General features: G+C 74.8%; 14 protein-coding genes. 6 read left to right on the top strand and 8 right to left on the bottom strand.

From position 1 onward, the window contains the following. Positions 1-3: 3 nt before the first annotated feature. The gene (locus tag AVL61_RS00480) at positions 4-3,069 is read left to right on the top strand and encodes a glycoside hydrolase family 2 TIM barrel-domain containing protein (protein ID WP_058872413.1); all 3,066 of its coding nucleotides are present in this window, start codon (positions 4-6) and stop codon (positions 3,067-3,069) included. Between the two features lie 34 nt (positions 3,070-3,103). Here AVL61_RS00480 and AVL61_RS00475 read toward each other — a convergent pair whose 3' ends face one another. Then, on the bottom strand, positions 3,104-4,336 hold the full coding sequence (locus AVL61_RS00475) for an ROK family protein (RefSeq protein WP_231738223.1): 1,233 nt from the start codon (positions 4,334-4,336) through the stop codon (positions 3,104-3,106). Between the two features lie 234 nt (positions 4,337-4,570). On the opposite strand from AVL61_RS00475, the gene AVL61_RS00470 reads away from it, so the two are divergent. The 5 genes from AVL61_RS00470 to AVL61_RS00450 are packed head-to-tail and all read left to right on the top strand — an operon-like array spanning position 4,571 to position 11,812. Then, a complete protein-coding gene (locus tag AVL61_RS00470; protein ID WP_058872411.1) occupies positions 4,571-5,791 on the top strand; it encodes an ABC transporter substrate-binding protein in 1,221 nt (406 codons plus the stop codon). Further along, positions 5,788-6,711 carry a carbohydrate ABC transporter permease gene (locus tag AVL61_RS00465; protein ID WP_082696865.1) on the top strand — a complete coding sequence of 308 codons (924 nt, stop codon included), beginning with the start codon at positions 5,788-5,790 and terminating at the stop codon, positions 6,709-6,711. The genes AVL61_RS00470 and AVL61_RS00465 overlap by 4 nt, the downstream gene beginning before the upstream one ends. Further along, complete coding sequence (locus AVL61_RS00460; protein ID WP_058872409.1) at positions 6,711-7,619, top strand: carbohydrate ABC transporter permease; 909 nt, start codon at positions 6,711-6,713, stop codon at positions 7,617-7,619. The genes AVL61_RS00465 and AVL61_RS00460 overlap by 1 nt, the downstream gene beginning before the upstream one ends. Further along, complete coding sequence (locus AVL61_RS00455) at positions 7,616-9,415, top strand: glycoside hydrolase family 13 protein (protein ID WP_058872408.1); 1,800 nt, start codon at positions 7,616-7,618, stop codon at positions 9,413-9,415. Before AVL61_RS00460 ends, AVL61_RS00455 begins: the two co-directional genes overlap by 4 nt. A gap of 54 nt (positions 9,416-9,469) precedes the next feature. Next, positions 9,470-11,812 carry a DEAD/DEAH box helicase gene (locus AVL61_RS00450; RefSeq protein ID WP_231738222.1) on the top strand — a complete coding sequence of 781 codons (2,343 nt, stop codon included), beginning with the start codon at positions 9,470-9,472 and terminating at the stop codon, positions 11,810-11,812. Positions 11,813-11,816: 4 nt separating this feature from the next. Here the strand turns inward: AVL61_RS00450 and AVL61_RS00445 are convergent, their stop codons facing one another. From AVL61_RS00445 to ssd, 7 genes are all read right to left on the bottom strand, one after another. Then, the gene (locus AVL61_RS00445) at positions 11,817-12,242 is read right to left on the bottom strand and encodes an Rv3654c family TadE-like protein (RefSeq protein ID WP_058872406.1); all 426 of its coding nucleotides are present in this window, start codon (positions 12,240-12,242) and stop codon (positions 11,817-11,819) included. Between the two features lie 22 nt (positions 12,243-12,264). Further along, the gene (locus AVL61_RS00440; RefSeq protein ID WP_058872623.1) at positions 12,265-12,666 is read right to left on the bottom strand and encodes a TadE family type IV pilus minor pilin; all 402 of its coding nucleotides are present in this window, start codon (positions 12,664-12,666) and stop codon (positions 12,265-12,267) included. Positions 12,667-12,918: 252 nt separating this feature from the next. Continuing rightward, entirely contained in the window at positions 12,919-13,218 is a 300-nt protein-coding gene (locus AVL61_RS00435) for a DUF4244 domain-containing protein (RefSeq protein WP_082696864.1), read from the bottom strand. 278 nt (positions 13,219-13,496) lie between these two features. Beyond that, a complete protein-coding gene (locus tag AVL61_RS00430) occupies positions 13,497-14,057 on the bottom strand; it encodes a type II secretion system F family protein (protein WP_058872405.1) in 561 nt (186 codons plus the stop codon). Then, complete coding sequence (locus AVL61_RS00425; RefSeq protein ID WP_058872404.1) at positions 14,054-14,818, bottom strand: type II secretion system F family protein; 765 nt, start codon at positions 14,816-14,818, stop codon at positions 14,054-14,056. The genes AVL61_RS00430 and AVL61_RS00425 overlap by 4 nt, the downstream gene beginning before the upstream one ends. Beyond that, positions 14,815-16,020: a TadA family conjugal transfer-associated ATPase gene (locus AVL61_RS00420; RefSeq protein ID WP_058872403.1), complete on the bottom strand. Its 1,206-nt coding sequence runs from the start codon at positions 16,018-16,020 to the stop codon at positions 14,815-14,817. Before AVL61_RS00420 ends, AVL61_RS00425 begins: the two co-directional genes overlap by 4 nt. Continuing rightward, positions 16,017-17,102 carry a septum site-determining protein Ssd gene (gene ssd / locus AVL61_RS00415; RefSeq protein WP_058872402.1) on the bottom strand — a complete coding sequence of 362 codons (1,086 nt, stop codon included), beginning with the start codon at positions 17,100-17,102 and terminating at the stop codon, positions 16,017-16,019. The genes AVL61_RS00420 and ssd overlap by 4 nt, the downstream gene beginning before the upstream one ends. Positions 17,103-17,181: the final 79 nt, after the last annotated feature.

The following is a 17,181-nucleotide window of genomic DNA, read 5'->3' as shown; positions in this document are numbered from 1 at the left end:
CCCATGCACCCCCGCACCACCGAAAGCACCACCGATCCCCGAGCCGACCCCTGGTGGTTCACCCACCCCAACGAATCCCGCGGGTCGTTGCCCCCGCGGGCGCACCTGGCCTCCGATCGGCCGGAGCTCTCCCTGGCGGGCGCGTGGGACTTCCGCTGGTTCCCCTCGGCGTCCGACGCCCTCTCGGCCTGCCCCGACCCGACAGCACCGGACACCGCCTGGCCGGAGCGGATCCCGGTGCCCGGCCACTGGGTGCTCGAGCACCTCGACGGCGACCGGCGGTTCGGCACCCCCTGGTACACCAACGTCCTCTACCCCTTCCCCGTGGACCCACCCCACGTGCCGGACGCCAACCCGACGGGCGACCACCGCACGCGCTTCGTGCTCGCCGATCTCACCGGCGGCGCGAGGACGGACCTGCGGGCCGTGCTGCTGCGCTTCGAGGGCGTCGAGTCGGCCTTCCGGGTGTGGGTGAACGGACGGTGGGCCGGCCAGGCGATGGGCTCCCGGCTCACCCACGAGTTCGACGTCACCGACCTCGTCCGGGACGGGGAGAACACCGTGGTGGTGCGGGTCCACCAGTTCAGCGCGGGGTCCTACCTCGAGGACCAGGACCAGTGGTGGCTGCCCGGGATCTTCCGCGACGTCCGCGTGCTCGGCGAGGTGCACGGCGGGATCGACGACGTCCACCTCACCGCGGACCGGGACCCGGCCACCGGTGAGGGCGTCCTGGGCTGCCGGATCACGGCCCCCGCGGACGCGTTCCCGGTGCACGTGGAGATCCCGGCGCTCGGCCTTTCCACCACCGTGGACGGCCCCGACCGGGTGGAGCTGCCCGTCGGGGTCGTGCGCGCCTGGACCGCCGAGGACCCGCACCTCTACGACGTCGCCCTGCGCGCCCAGGGACAGCTCGTCACCCACCGCGCCGGATTCCGCCGCGTCGCCATCTCCACCGACGGCGTCCTGCAGGTCGACGGCGCCCCGGTGCGCTTCCGCGGGGTCAACCGGCACGAGTTCCACCCGCGCCGGGGCCGCGCCGTGGATGCCGACTTCACCCGCGACGAGTACCGCCTCATGCAGGGGCACCACGTCAACGCGGTGCGCACCAGCCACTATCCACCGGCGCACCACGCCCTCGACCTGGCCGACGAGATGGGGCTGTGGGTCGTCCTCGAGGGCGACATCGAGACCCACGGCTTCGTGCAGCAGGGCTGGGAGCGCAATCCCTCTGACGATCCCGCGTGGCGGGACGTCTACCTCGACCGCACGGCCCGGATGTGGCACCGGGACAAGAACCACGCGAGCGTGGTGATGCTGTCCCTCGGCAACGAGGCCGGCACGGGCGCCAATCTGGCCGCTGCCGCGGACTGGCTGCGCCGGCACGACAGCCGTCCCGTCCACTACGGGGGCGACCACGACGCCGCGTACACCGACGTCTACTCCCGCATGTACCCGACGCCGCGCGAGACCCGCAGCATCGCCGCCGGCGATCGCGTGCCCTCCACGGACACCGCCGGTTCCGAGCGGATCTCCCGGATGCCGTTCGTGCTGTGCGAGTACGCCCACGCCATGGGCACGGGCCCCGGTGGTCTGGCCGAGTACGAGGAGATCTTCCGCGCTCACCCCCGGTCCTGCGGCGGTTTCGTCTGGGAGTGGAAGGACCACGGCATCGCCACCGTCGCACCGGACGGCTCCCCGGTGCTCGCCTACGGCGGCGACTTCGGCGAGACCATCCACGACGGCAGCTTCGTGCTCGACGGGCTGTGCACCGCCGACGGCGCCCCCGGTCCCGGCCTGGTCGAGTACTCAGCGGTGATCGACCCGCTGCGCCTGGAGCTCGAGACCGGGCACGCGGTGGTCGGCAACGGGTACGACCACACCGTGCTCACCGGCCTCCGGCTGCGCTGGGCGCTGCGCACGGCCGAGCGGGGGGCGGTGCGCACGGGGACGACGGAGCTGGACGACCTCCCGCCCCGCGGGAGCCACCGGGTGGCCCTGCCCGAGTCACCGGGACCGGGCCAGCACCTCGAGGTGTCGGTGGAGGCCCACGGCCCCGCGGCCGGGCCACGGCGGCGCGACGCCCGGCTCGCCGGCCCGCCCGCCGTGCCCGTCGGAGCTCCGGGGCCCGCCGCGACGGCGCCCGACGCGGTCCGCGGCCCCGAGCTCTGCGTGTTCCGTGCTCCCACGGACAACGACGCCGGCACGATCGAGCCCACCCGGGAACTGTGGGCGGCCTCGCCGGCCGGGGACGCCACGGACTGGTACGCCTACACCGGCGCGGATCCGCGCGACACCACCAGCACACCGGGGATCGTGATCTCCACGGCGCGGCGCTGGCTCGACCACGGCCTGCACCGTCTCCAGCCCCGCACGCTGCCGCGCGTCCCCGGCGCACAGGCCGGCACGGTGCACACGCTCTGGGCCGCACCGGGCGCCGACCTGGCGGCCGCGCCGTTCGTGCTGACGCACCGCTGGAGCGGGACGGACGTCCCCGGCGCTCGGCGCCTGGAGCTGTCCTGGCAGCTGCCGGAACTGGACTTCCCGCTCGCGCGGGTGGGCTGCGTCCTGTCCCTGCCCGTGGATCCCGACGGGGACGTGGAGTTCGACGGCGACGGCCCGCAGGCCTCCTACCCCGACTCCTGTGCCGCCGCACGGTACGGCACGCACCGCCTCCCCGCGCGTGCTCTGACCGAACCGGGTGCCCGCCCCCAGTCCTCGGGGAACAGGAGCGGTGCGCGGCGCCTCAGCATCCCCCTGCTGGACGGCACCCGTCTCGAGCTGCGGACGGTGCGGGCGGAGCTGGACGGCGCGCCCGCTCCCCGGGGCCTGCAGTGGACGCTCACGCCGTACCGGGACGTCGAACTCATGGCCGCGGGCCACCCGCACGAGCTGCCGGACACCGCCGGGCGCAGCTGGTTCCTGCATCTCGACGTCGGCCACCACGGTCTCGGCAGCCGCTCCTGCGGCGCCGACGTCTCCCCCGCGGCTCGGCTGCACGCCCGCAGCGCCCGCCTCGAGCTGCTCCTCGGGTTCGATGCGGATCCCGGCCCGGGGGCGCCTCCGCCGTGAGCACGCCCCGGGGGACGAGCCCGGCCGTCCGTGCTCATCCCCGGGGTGAGCCGGCCCCGTCCGGGTCCGGCTCCCGGCGGGCGGCGAGGAGCTCCAGGTCCAGGGCGTGGCGCTCCACGTGGTCCAGGGCGAGGCGGACGGCACCCACGGAGACGACCTCCTCCCCGAGCACAGAGACCGCCACCCGTGGGGGCGTGGCGGCGAAGCGCGGCAGCTGCTCCTCGATCCGGCCCAGCAGGACGCCGGCCGACTCGGCGACGGCACCGGCGACGACCACCAGTTCCGGGTCGAAGAGCGTGCCCAGCAGGCCGATCACCCGCGCGAGACGCTCGGCGAGGCGGTCGAGGATCCGCTGCGCCACCTCGTCGCCGACCGCCGCGGCACGGAACACCGCCTCCGCCCCGACAGTGCCGGACGGCCCGGCCAGCTCCCGGAGCACCGTCTCCGGCGCCCCGTGCCGCACCGCTTCGTCGCCCCACGCCCGGCACAGCGCCGCGATGCCGTCCGGGCTGCCGACGCCCTCGACCAGGGTCAGGCTGCCCAGCTCGCCCGCGGCTCCGGAGCGGCCGTGCAGCAGGCGGCCGGCCTCCATCACACCGGTGCCGATCCGCTCCCCCGCCAGCATCACCACGAGGTCGTCCACCCCGCACGCCACCCCGCGCCAGCGCTCGGCCATCGCCGCGAGGTTGGCGTCGTTGGCCAGCAGCACCGGCCACCCGTGACGCCCCTGCAGCCGGGACTCGAGCCCGAGGTCGAAGGCCGCCCAGAACGGCTGGCCGTGGGAGATCCTGCCCCCGCGGTCCACGGGCGCGGCGACGCCCACGGCGGCGGCCAGCACGGACTCGGGGAGCACGGACGCGTCCGCGAGCGCGCCGTCGACGGCGTCGTCCACGGTGGCCAGTCGCCGCGCCGGGGCGGGGTCGGCGAAGGCGCGGGTCGTCCGGCCCAGGACCCGCCCGCGCAGGTCCGCCACCACGGCGGTGGTCTTGACCTCGCCGACGTCCACGCCGATCACGAAGCCCGCCCGGTCCCGGAACCGGAAGCGGCGGGCCGGCCTGCCGACCTGGGCGTGGGAGGCCCCCTCCAGCTCCTCGATCCAGCCCGTCCGCAGCAGCTCGTCGCACACGGCGATGACGGTGGTGCGCACCAAACCGGTGGCCTCGATGAGCTCCGTGACGGTGACGACCCCGGACTCGCGCATCACGTCCAGCACCGCGACGGTGTTGGTGCGGCGCAGCAGCTGCGGCGATGTTCCCGTACGACCCACGTGCACCCCTTGACCGTCTCGGACTGTGATCCACATAATAGTCCAGATAATAAATCTATGCCCCGTATTTATAGCCGAGACGGTTCGTGCCGCCCACGCCCGTCGTCGTCGCCCGAGGAGAACCATGACCGAGACCCCCGGCGCTCCGCCGCCGTCCGCCCGCCCGGCACCGGTGCAGCCGTGACGGCCGTCGCGCCCCGGCGCCGCACTGCGCGGAGATGGACCGCGACGGCCGTGTGCGCCCTGCTGCTGACCGGCTGCGCCGCCGACGCCGAAGCGCCCACCACGATCACCTTCTTCCAGTTCAAGCCCGAGGCCGTCGCCTACTTCGAGGACCTCGCTCGGGAGTTCGAGGCCGAGAACCCGGACGTGCGCGTGATCGTGGACAACGTTCCGGACCCCGAGACGGCCCTGCGCACCCGCCTGGTCAAGGAGGACGTCCCCGACGTGCTGACCCTCAACGCGAACGCGACCTTCGGCGAGCTCGCCTCGGCCGGGATCTTCGCCGACTTCGCCGGGACCCCGGCGCTCGAGGACGTCAACCCGGCCTACGTGGACGTCGTCCGGGACCTGGGCGCGAGTGCGCAGGGCGCGGTCAACGGCGTTCCTTTCGCCGCCAACGCCTCCGGCGTGCTCTACAACGAGGAGCTCTTCGCCGAGCACGGTGTGGAAGTGCCCCGCACCTGGGACGAGCTGATTGCCGCCGCGGAGACGTTCGAGGACGCCGGGGTCACTCCCTTCTACGGCATGCTCGCCGATGCCTGGACGGCCCAGGCTCCGCTGGCGCCGCTTGTCCCCCAGACCGTCCCAGAGGACTTCTGGGAGCAGCGCTTCGCGGGCAGCACGACGTTCCAGGAGGACTGGACCGAGGCCACGGACAAGCTGGCGACCCTCTTCGACCACACCCAGGCCGACCCGGTGGCCACCGGCTACGAGGACGGCACCGCGGCCTTCGCCCGGGGCGAGTCGGCCATGCTGCTGCTCGGCAACTACGCCGTTCCGCAGATCCGCTCCTTCGAGCCCGGATTCACCATCGGCAGCTTCGCGCTGCCGGCCACGAACGACCCGGACGAGACCGTCCTGGTCTCCGGGGTGGACGTGGTGATCACCGCCGGCGCGCAGACCGAGCACCCGGAGGAGGTGCAGCGCTTCGTGGAATTCCTCATGCAGCCCGAGGTCGTCGCGGCCTACGCCGAGGAGCAGACGGCCATCCCGACTCTCGACGGCATGTCCAACGACGACCCTGCGCTCGCCGGGGTCCAGCCCTACATCGACCAGGAGCGCATCGTGGGATTCTTCGACCACCAGTTCGTCCCCGCCGTCCCTCTGGGGTCACTGCTGCAGCAGTACCTCATCGACCGCGACCAGGAGGCCTTCCTGGGGACCCTCGACGAGAGCTGGGACAAGGTCGCCGACCGGCGCAGCTGGGGCCTCGGGGCGGTGGAGTCCCGATGACCACGGCACCTTCTCGTCCACAGGGGGCGCCGACCACGGACGCGCCCGCGCGGCGCCGGAAGGGGGCCGGCCGCGCCTTCTACTGGATGGTGCTGCCCGCCCTCGTGCTCTTCCTCATGTTCCACACCCTGCCCGTGCTGCAGGGGGTCGTCTACAGCTTCACGGACTCGCCGGGCTACGGCGAGTGGAACTTCGTGGGCCTGTCCAACTACACGGCGCTGTTCACCGACGAACGGGTCCGCTCCGCGTACCTGTTCACCTTCCAGTTCGCCCTCGTGGCGACCGTGCTGGTCAACGTCATCGCCCTCGCCCTGGCCGTGGGCCTCAACGGGAGGATCAAGTTCAAGAACACCCTGCGCGGGGTCTACTTCGTGCCGAACATCCTCGCGGTACTGGTGATCGGCTACGTCTTCAACTACCTGTTCACCAACTCGCTGCCGAGCATCGCGGCCGCACTGGGCATCGACCGGCTCTCGAGCTCGATCCTTGCCGATCCCGAGCTCGCGTGGATCGGGATCGTGGTCCTCGCCGTGTGGCAGGCGGTGGCGTTCAACATCATCATCTACCTCGCCGGCCTGCAGACCGTTCCCGCCGAGCTCTACGAGGCCGCCGCCATCGACGGCGCGGGCCCGTGGAAGCGGTTCTGGAGCATCACCTTCCCGATGATCGCGGCGTTCTTCACCCTGAACATGGTCCTGTCCCTCAAGAACTTCCTCCAGGTCTTCGACCACATCATCGCCATGACCAACGGCGGCCCGGGAACGGCGACCGAGTCCGTCTCCGTGCTCATCTACAAGGGCGGCTTCCAGGGCGGGGAGTACGGCTACCAGATCGCCAACGCGGTGGTGTTCATGATCGTCCTGGTCGTCTTCGCCGTCGTCCAGCTCCGAGTCCTCCAGCGCGAAGAGGTGTCCGCCTGATGTCCTCCACCAACATCTCCGCCCCGCCCAGCGGCACCGCCTCCAGCACCCTCCCGGGCGGGCCCCGGCGGTCCGACCGACGTCGGCCCACCAGGGCCCGGGTGAACTGGTGGCTGACCGCGCTGCTGGTCGTCCTGGCGCTGACCGTCTTCGTCCCGCTGTACTTCACCGTCATCACGGCCCTGAAGACGCCTGACCAGCTGGGCGGCAGCGGCTTCGCCCTCCCCACAGAGGTCCGGTGGGCCAACTTCGCCGACGCGTGGACGCTGACGGACTTCCCGCGTGCCGCGCTCAACAGCGCCCTGATCACCGTCTCCGCCGTGGTGCTCACACTCCTGACGAACTCGATGGTGGCCTACGCCATCGCCCGCAACATGCACCGGCGGTTCTTCAAGGGCCTGTTCTTCTACTTCATCTCGGCGCTCTTCGTGCCCTTCCCCATCCTCATGCTCCCCGTGGCCAAGCAGACGGCCGCTCTGGGACTCGACAACCCCGCCGGCCTGATCCTGCTCTACGTGGTCTACGGCCTGTCCTTCAACATCTTCATCTTCACCGCCTACATCCGCTCCATCCCGGTCGAGCTCGAGGAAGCCGCGAGGATGGACGGTGCCGGCACGTGGGGGGTCTTCTGGCGGGTGATCTTCCCGCTGCTCACACCCATGAACGCCACGGTCGGGATCCTGACCTGCCTGTGGGCGTGGAACGACTTCCTGCTGCCGCTCATCATCGTCTCCGACCCGCAGCAGGCCACCCTGCCGCTCGTCCAGTACGTCTTCCAGTCCCAGTTCCAGACCAACTACACCGTCGCGTTCGCGTCCTACCTCATGGCGATGGCACCGCTGCTCGTGGTGTACGTCTTCGCCCAGCGGTGGGTCATCTCCGGCGTCACCCGAGGAGCAGTCAAATGAGCACCGATCACCAGCAGCAGGACATCACCGACCAGCGGCCCGGAACCGGCAGCGGCGCCGGGGACGCCCCCGCGTGGTGGACCGACGCGGTCGTCTACCAGATCTACCCGCGGTCCTTCGCGGACTCCGACGGCGACGGCATCGGCGACCTCGGCGGCATCATCGCCCACCTGGACCACCTGCAGGACCTGGGCGTGGACGTCGTCTGGCTCTCCCCGATCTACTCCTCCCCGCAGGACGACAACGGCTACGACATCAGCGACTACCAGGACATCGACCCGGTCTTCGGCACCCTCGAGCAGTTCGACGAGCTGCTCGCCGCGGTGCACGCCCGCGGCATGAAACTGGTGATGGACCTCGTGGTCAACCACACCTCCGACGAGCACCCGTGGTTCGTCGAGTCCCGCTCCTCCCCGGACTCCCCCAAGCGGGACTGGTACTGGTGGCGCGCCCCTCGGAAGGGGATGGAGCCCGGCGCCCCGGGCGCCGAGCCCACGAACTGGCAGAGCTTCTTCTCCGGCTCGACCTGGGAGCTCGACGAGACCTCGGGCGAGTACTACCTGCACCTGTTCTCCCGCAAGCAGCCGGACCTCAACTGGGAGAACCCTGAGGTGCGGGCGGCCGTGCACGCCATGATGCGCTGGTGGCTGGACCGCGGCGTGGACGGCTTCCGCATGGACGTGATCAACATGATCAGCAAGGACGTCGCCGAGGACGGTCACCTGCACGACGGGCCGCCGGTGGACGGGACGCCCTGGGGCGACGGCTCGGCGTCCTACCTCTGCGGTCCCCGGATCCACGAGTTCCTCCAGGAGATGCACCGCGAGGTCTTCGACGGCCGGGACGCCGAGCTCATCACGGTGGGCGAGATGCCCGGGGTCACCGTGGAGCAGGCCCAGCTGTTCACCGACCCGGCACGGGCCGAGGTGGACATGGTCTTCCAGTTCGAGCACGTGGGCCTGGACCACGGCCCGGGGGGCAAGTTCGACCCGCACCCGCTGCGCCTGACGGACCTCAAGGCCTCGCTGGGCCGCTGGCAGGAGGGCCTGGAGGAGGTCGGCTGGAACTCCCTGTACTGGAACAACCACGACCAGCCCCGTGCGGTCTCCCGGTTCGGCGACGACGGCCCCGAGCACCGGGTGGCCTCGGCCACGTGCCTGGCCACGCTGCTGCACCTGCACCGCGGCACGCCCTACGTGTACCAGGGCGAGGAACTGGGCATGACCAACGCCCCGTTCGGGACGATCGAGGACTTCCGCGACATCGAGTCGGTCAACCACCACCGCCACGCCGTGGCCGCCGGGGCGGACCCGGAGACCGTGCTGGCCGGGCTGTGCTGGTCGAGCCGGGACAACGCCCGCACCCCGGTCCAGTGGACCGGCGGGGAGCACGCCGGGTTCACCACCGGCACCCCCTGGATCGCGGTCAACCCGAACCACCACGAGGTCAACGCCGAGGCCGCCCGGGCCGAGCCGGACTCGGTGTTCCACCACTACCGGCGCCTCATCGAGCTGCGGCACACCGAGCCCGTGGTCGCCCTGGGCGACTTCACCATGCTGCTGCCCCGCCACGAGCAGGTCTACGCCTTCACCCGGCGGCTCGACGACGTCGAGCTGCTGGTGCTCGCCAACGTCTCGGGCGAACCGGTCCGCGCCGATCTGCCCGCCGGCTGGGCCGGCGCCGAGCTGCTGATCGGCAACCGTCCCGGCGTCGTCGCCCCCGGCGAGGAGGGGCTGCTGCGGCCGTGGGAGGCCCGCGTGCACCGGCGGACCCGCGAGGCCGCGCGGCAGGCCTGAGGGGCCGGCCCGCCCTCGATGGGCCCGCCGGGACGGCGGTGGCACAATGAACCGGTGCCGTCTTCCGACCACGACTCCCTGATCCCCCTGCTCGGCCGCGGCGACGCGCCGGAGCAGGTGCGCCACGTGCGGGAGCTCCCGGACCGGGACGCCGTGACCGCGCCGTGGCCCGAGCACCTCCATCCGGACGTGGTCGCGGCCTACGAACGGCTCGGCGTGCACGCGCCGTACCTGCACCAGGTCCAGGCGGTGCTGGCCCCCCGGCACGTGGTGGTCGCCACGGGCACCGCCTCCGGGAAGTCTTTGGCCTACCAGGCGCCCGTGGCCGACGCCGTGCACCGCGGCCGGCTCGCGGCGCTGGCCCATCCGGGCATGCTCCACCACCCGGACGAGGCCACGGCCCTCTACCTCTCCCCCACCAAGGCCCTGGCCGCCGACCAGCTCAAGGGCCTGGACGCCCTCCTCCTGCCGACCCTGCGCGCCGCGACCTACGACGGCGACACGGACCCCGCGGAGCGCCGGTGGGTCCGGGACCACGCCGACGTGGTGCTGTGCAACCCGGACATGCTGCACTACGGGGTGCTGCCCAACCACGCGCGCTGGTCCCGGTTCTTCCGCCGCCTGAAGTACGTGGTGGTGGACGAGGCCCATTCGTACCGAGGCGTCTTCGGCTCGCACGTGGCCAACCTGATGCGGCGGCTGCGCCGGATCTGCCGCGCCTACGGCGCGGACCCGGTCTTCATCGGGGCGTCCGCGACCTCCTTCGAGCCGCACGCCTCCTTCGCCCGCCTCGTCGGCGTCCCGGAGGCCGAGGTGACGCCGGTGACCACGGACTTCTCCCCGCACGGGCCGGTCACCGTGGTGCTGTGGGAGCCGGAGCAGACGGACGGCGGCGGCGAGAACGACGCCCCGGTGCGCCGCACCGCCCTGGCCGAGACCGCCGACATGCTCACGGACCTGGTGCTGCACCAGGTCCGGACCATCGCGTTCATCAAGTCCCGCCGCGGCGCGGAGACGATCGCCCAGATCGCCCACCGCCAGCTGGAGGAGATCGACCCATCGCTGGCGCACCGGGTGGCGGCCTACCGCTCCGGGTTCCTCCCCGAGGAGCGGCGCGAGCTCGAGGAGGCGCTGCGCGACGGGCGGCTGCTCGGGATCGCCAGCACGTCCGCCCTCGAGCTGGGCATCGACGTGGCCGGGCTGGACGCCGTGGTCGTGGCGGGGTGGCCCGGCACCCGGGCGTCCTTCTTCCAGCAGATCGGCCGCGCCGGCAGGGCCGGGCAGGAGGCTCTGGCCGCCTTCGTGGCCGGCGACGACCCCCTCGACACGTATCTCGTGAACCACCCGGAGGCGATCTTCGACGTGGACGTCGAGGCCACGGTCTTCGACCCCTCGAACCCCTACGTGCTGGCCCCGCACCTGTGCGCGGCCGCGGCCGAGCAGCCGCTGCGCGCCGAGGAGGTGGCCGGCTTCGGGCCCGCGGCCCCGGAGGTGCTCGGCTCCCTCGTGGCGAGCGGGCACCTGCGCCGCCGCCCGAACGGCTGGTACTGGACGCACCCGGAGTCCGCGGCGGGAATGGTCTCGCTGCGCTCGGACGGCGGCGGGCCGATCCGGATCATCGAGACGGACACCGGCGCGGTGCTCGGCACGATGGACGCCCCGCAGTCCCACTACCAGGCCCACCCGGGAGCCGTGTACGTGCACCAGGGCCGGACCTACATCGTGGACGAGCTGGACGAGGCGGGCTCGGTCGCCGCCGTGACGCGGGCGCACCCGGACTTCTACACCACCGCACGGGACGTCACGCAGGTGAGCGTGGTCGCCGAGGAGCGCTCGGAGCGCTGGGGGCCGGTGACCGTCCACTTCGGCCAGGTGCAGGTCACCACGAAGGTGGTCTCGTTCCAGCGCAAGGCCGTGGTCTCGAACGAGGTCCTGGGCGAGGAGCCCCTCGACCTCGGGGCCCGGGACCTGTTCACCAAGTCCGTGTGGTTCACCGTGCCGGGTCCCGTGCTGAGCGGCGCGGGGATCGAGGAGCCCGACGTGCCCGGGGCGCTGCACGCGGCCGAGCACGCCGCGATCGGCCTGCTCCCGCTCGTGGCCTCCTGCGACCGCTGGGACGTGGGCGGGCTCTCCACGGCCCTGCACGCCGACACGGAGCTGCCCACGGTCTTCGTCTACGACGGCCACCCCGGCGGCGCGGGCTTCGCGGAGCGCGGCTACGCCACGGCCGTGGCGTGGCTGCGCGCCACCCGGGAGGCGATCTCCTCGTGCGAGTGCGAGCACGGGTGCCCGTCCTGCGTGCAGTCGCCCAAGTGCGGCAACCGCAACAACCCCCTGGACAAGGCCGGCGCGGTGCGGCTGATCGACGCGGTGCTGCAGGACGCCCCGGGGACCTGAGTCCTCACGGAGCGCCGGTGGCCTCCGGCGGCCCCGCCCGGGACACGCCGCGGGCGGACCCGATCCGGGCGAGCGGCCCGTCGAGGGCCACGGTGGTGCGCACGTCGACGACGACGCGCTCCGGCTCCAGGAGCTCGCACCGCTCGAGCCGCGCCCCGTTCTCCCGGGCCACGCGCTCGGCCGTGCCGCACGGGTCGCCGGCCACGAGGCCCCGGGCGGTGTCGGCGGCGGCGAGCGCCGCGAGGTCGGCGGCCTTGCCGGCGCGGTGGGTCGCGATGCCCGCCTGCGCGAGCAGCAGCACGGTCAGCAGCAGCACGCCGAGCACCAGGGCGAGCGTCAGTGCGTGCACCGTGCCGCTCCCGAGGTCGCCGTCCCGGTCACGACCGCGGCGGCGCCCCTGCGGGCCCCGCGGCACCGGGCTTTCCGACATCGGGCACTCAGTCACCGTGCGCTCAGCCACCGTGTTCACCGGCGGCCCCGGCTCCCTCGGTCTCCGCGGCGGCGTCCGCGCGCAGCTCCCAGCCGCCCCAGGTCCCGAGGACGCCGGGGGCGGGGCCGGTGACGGTGACCGTCGCCGTCCCGGCGCTCCCGCCCAGCCGGACGGCGGCGTCCTCCCCGGCCACGCGCAGCGCCGTGGCGCGCACCACGGCGGCGCTCTCGCCGCGGGCGGCGGCCCGGGCCGAGGCCCGCGCCGCCTCCTCGTACCGGATCAGGGTCATCCCCGCCGCGGCGGCGGCCAGGAGCACGGCCAGGAGCAGCACGATCGCGGGCAGGAGGACGGCGGTCTCGGCGGTGACAGCGCCGCGGTCCGGTACTGCGGGCCGCGACCGGGACCCGGGGGAGCACCAGGGGATGGATCGGGAGCGGAGACGGGAGCGCGACCCGGGGAGAGCCCGGGTGCGGAGCCGAGGACGGGTCCCGGGACGGGACCGGGAACGACCCCGCGGGCGCGGACCGGCTGGACGGGAAGGGGGTCGGTCGGCGGTCATGGCGTTCTCCTCGGGCGGAACGGGGTGCGTGGTGGCGGGGGCCGGGCGGAACGGAAGAGGTCCGCCCGCAGGGACCGCGGCGCCGGGTGCGGCGCCGCGGCCCCTGCGGGCGGACGCTCAGACGCCGAGCGCCTTCTCGACGATCGCGGTCAGGAGCTCGCGCACCTGCCCGGAGGACAGCACCGCGGCCATGACGCCGCCGAAGGCCGCGGCGGCCAGCACGACCATGGCGTACTCCACGGTGGTCGCGCCGAGGTCCGCGTCCCCGGTCCGGGCGGGCGGGCGCGGCGGCGCCCCGGTGGTCCCGCGGACGGACGGCGCGGCGGGACGGGCCCCCGTGATGGTCCCCGGTGCGAGCCCCGAGAGGCTGCGGCGCCTCCGCGCGGACCGGGGCTGGGAGATCTGGAGCTGGGACATGACGTTCCTTTCGAGCAGGACGAACAGTGACGAGTAGGACGAACAGGACGAACAGGTGCTGGACGGGGTGTGCTGGAAGGTCCGCACCGGACGGTCCGCACGGGATGGCCCGCACGGGATGAGTGCGTGCGGCTGCGGGACGAGCAGTGCAGCACGGCGGTGCGGCACGGGAGACGCGGCGATGCCGGAGCGCTCCCGGAGGCCGCGCACGGCGTGGACCCGGTGCGGAGCGGGTCCGGTCCCCGCGGTCGGGGGCCCGCGGCTCCGGGCGCGGCGTGTCATCCGAACACCTCGGGGACGAGTCCCAGCACGACCGGCAGGACGCCCCAGCAGACGAAGGCCGGCAGGGAGCACAGACCCAGCGGCAGGACGAGCTGGACCGACAGCGACTCCGCGGCCCGCTCGGCGCGCCGGTAGGCCGCCCGCCGCACCTGGGCGGCCTGCGCGCGCAGGCTCCGGGCCGAGGGTGCCCCGGAGGTCGCGGTGAACGTGAGCGCCTCGCGGTAGTCGGCCAGGTGCGTGGGCAGCTCCCCCGCCGAGGCCCACGCCGTGTGCCACGGAAGCCCCAGCCGCAGCCGGGCGCCCACCCCCTCCAGGACGGTCCCGGTGGCGTCCCTCCGGCTCCCGCCCAGCACGGCCACGGCCTCCCCGAGGGGCAGGCCGGCGTCCAGCATGGCGGCGGTGAGCTCCACGAGGACGCCGGCGGAGACGTCCGTGCCGTGCGGCCGGCGGGCGGCCGGCCCGGACGTCCTCCGGAGCCGGGCGCGGGACGGGAGCACGGCCAGCACCGCGGCGGCCAGCAGGAGCAGTCCGGCGGCGGGTGCCGCGAGGGCGGTCATCGCGCCCCCACCGCCTCGGCGCGGCCGATCAGCGTGCGCGTCCACACCCGTCCGAGGCCCGTGAGCACCGCACCGCCGACGAGGGCGGCCAGCCCCCAGGGGGTGGTGAGGAGCGTGCGCAGCGGATCGACGCCCATGAGCATGCCCAGCCCGATCCCGAGCACCGGGAGCCACGTCAGGATCCGGACGGTGGAGCGGGGGCCGGCCAGGGCGGTGCCGCGTGCCGCCTCGGCGTCCAGCTCCGCCTCGAGGGCGTCGGCGAGGCCGCCGAGCAGCGCCGCGAGGGGCGCGCCGGTGCGCTCCGAGACCTCCCAGCACAGGCAGAGCTCGGCCGTGGTGGCGGCCGCCCGCCGCTCCAGCGGACGGTGGCCGAGCGCCGGGGCGGGCACCGCCGCCAGAGCGGTCGAGACGCCCAGCCCCAGCCGGGCGGCGGCCGCCACGGAGGCGCACAGCGTCCCGAGGTGCCGGCCGGTGCCCGTGCAAGAGCCCCCGTCCCCGGCGGGAGCCGCTCCGTCGAAGGCGGCCGCCGGGGAGCGGCCCGCCTGCAGCAGCGCCGCCAGCCGGCGCAGCAGCGCGACCCACTCGGCGGCCTCCGCCGCGGCGTCGCGCCGGAACCGGGCCCGCCACGGGACCGCGGGAATCGCGCCGGCGTGGGCCCGCGCGACCGACCGGACACGGTGGACCGGCCCGGCGAGCAGCGCCGCCGCGCCCCCGGCGAGGCACAGGCAGAGAGCCAGGGGGAGGACCGCGGCGGTGCTCACGGCCGCTGCCCCGCGGGTTCCTCGCCGGCGGCAGGCACACGCCCGAGCAGGGCGCACAGCCCGTCCCAGCCGGGACCGCGGCGCACCCGGTCGCGGTCCCGGACCGCCGCGGGCACCGTGACGAGGGCGTCGGCGCGGTCCTCGAGCAGGGACACCGCCCGCACCTCCCGGCGTCCTCCCGCGCGCGCCACGTGCACGACCAGGTCGAGGGCGCTCGCGGCCTGCAGCGTGACGGCCTCCCGGCTCATCCCGGCCAGGGCGCCGAGGGCCGCGAGCCGGGCGGGGACCGCCTCCGCGGAGTTGGCGTGCACGGTGCCCGCCCCGGCGTGGCCGGTGTTCAGGGCCGTGAACAGCTCGCGGACCTCGGCGCCCCGGCACTCCCCCACCACGAGCCGGTCCGGCCGCATCCGCAGGGCCTGCCGGACGAGCTCCGCCAGGTCGATGCCGCCCGCGCCCTCGGTGTTGGCGTGGCGTGCCTGCAGGCCGACCACGTGGGGGTGCTCGGGGCGCAGCTCGGCGGCGTCCTCGATGAGCACGATCCGCTCGTGCTCGGGGACGCAGGAGAGCAGGGCGTTGAGCACGGTCGTCTTCCCCGCCCCGGTGGCGCCGCTGACCAGGAAGCCGGCGCCCGCGCGCACGGCGCCCACCAGCAGCTCGGCGGTGCCGGGGTCGACGGTCCCCGCGGCCACGAGGTCCGGCAGGGACAGGGTCCGCGTGCTCCGGAAGCGGACGGAGAGCAGGGTCCCTCCCGTGGAGACGGGCGGGAGCACGGCGTGCACCCGGTAGCCGGCGGCCGTCTGGACGTCCGCGCACGGGTGGGCGGCGTCGAGCCGCCGTCCCGCGGCGGTGACGAGGCGCACGGCCAGGGCGCGCACCTCGGCGTCGGAGCCGAAGGGGGACGGAACGCGCCGCACCCCGGACTCGGTCTCGAGCCACACCTGGTCCGGCCCGTTGACGTAGACGTCGGTGAGCCCGCGGTGCGGCAGCAGCGGCTCGAGCGGGCCGAGACCGGTCAGCTCGGCGCGCACGGCCTGCACCGCGCGCAGGGTGCCGGCGGCCCCGAGCACCCTGCCGCCGGCGCGCACGGCCTCGGCGATGTCGGCGTCCGTGACCGGACCGGGGGCGGACAGCAGCCGGTCCCGCACGTCGTCCAGCAGGGCGGGCGGCAGCGCGGGCGGCCGGCAGGGGAGCGCGGCGCTCACCGGGGGACCCCGACGGTCTCGAGCAGGTGCGCCACGTCCCGGGCGAGCCGGCGGGAGCGGCCCGCCTCGAGCAGGCGGCCCGTCTCGGCGGCCTCGGGCACCGCGCCGGAGAAGCGCACGGAGCCCGCGACCGGCAGACCGGTCGTGGCGGCGGCGAGGGCGTCGTCGACGTCGGCGACGTCGAGCCCCGCCGGGACCAGACGGGCCGTGGCGCCCGTCAGGAGGCCCGCGGCCCACCGGGCGGCCAGCACGCCGCGCACCGTCCGGGGCGTCAGCACGAGGACCTCGTCGCACAGGGCCGCGGTGTCCGCCGTGCCCGGCCCCGCCCGTCCCAGGTCCACGACGACGAGGGCCGCCGCCCGGCGCAGCGCCTCGAGCACGGCGGCGTACGGCGCGGCGGCCCCGTCCGGCAGGGAGCGGTCCCAGGACAGCCAGCGCAGCTGCCCCGTCCGGGCCAGGGCCGGCCACAGCTGCTCGGCGTGCACGGTCCCGGCGATCCGGAGCAGGTCCGGCCAGCGCAGACCGTCCTGGTCCTCGAGCCCCAGCAGGACGTCGATGCCGCAGCCCGCACGGTCCCCGTCCACGAGGACGGCCGGCCGGTCCTCGTGCGCGGCCCGGTCGGCGAGCCAGCACGCCAGCGTGGAGGCGCCGGCCCCGCCCACGGCGCCGAGCACGCCCAGCACCCGTCCCGTGCCCGCGGGGCCGGCCGACCCGCCCGGGCCGGCCGTGAGCAGGTCCGCGAGCCACCCGGCGGCGTCCGGCAGCACGGCCACGGCGCAGCCGCCGAGCTCGGCCGCACGGTCCCAGACCCCCGGGTCCTCGGGCCGGCCCACGAGCACCGTGCCGGGCCGGACCCGGCCCCGCACGGCGTGGCGCACGTCCACGAGGTCGACATCCGCGGTCGTGCCCGGCGGCGGCGCGCCGGGCGGGTCGGCCAGCAGGTCGGCGCCGGCGGCGGCGCAGACGCGCTCGACCGTGGCGCGCAGCCCGGCGTCGTCGCTGACGAGCCGCACGGTGCGGGCACGGGCTCCGGGGGCGGGCAGCGGAGGGGCCGGGGCGGGGAGGTGGGCGGCGGTGCTCATGGCCCCACTGTCGGGGCGGCCGGGGCCGGACCGTCGGGGGCCGGGGCGCCGCTGTGGACGGCGCACCGGGTCCCCGCGG

Origin of the sequence: Kocuria rosea subsp. polaris (assembly GCF_001483755.1) — a bacterium.
Lineage (GTDB): Bacteria > Actinomycetota > Actinomycetes > Actinomycetales > Micrococcaceae > Kocuria > Kocuria cellulosilytica.
Note: the sequence above shows the minus strand (reverse complement) of the source record. Positions and strands in the feature narration are given on the sequence as shown.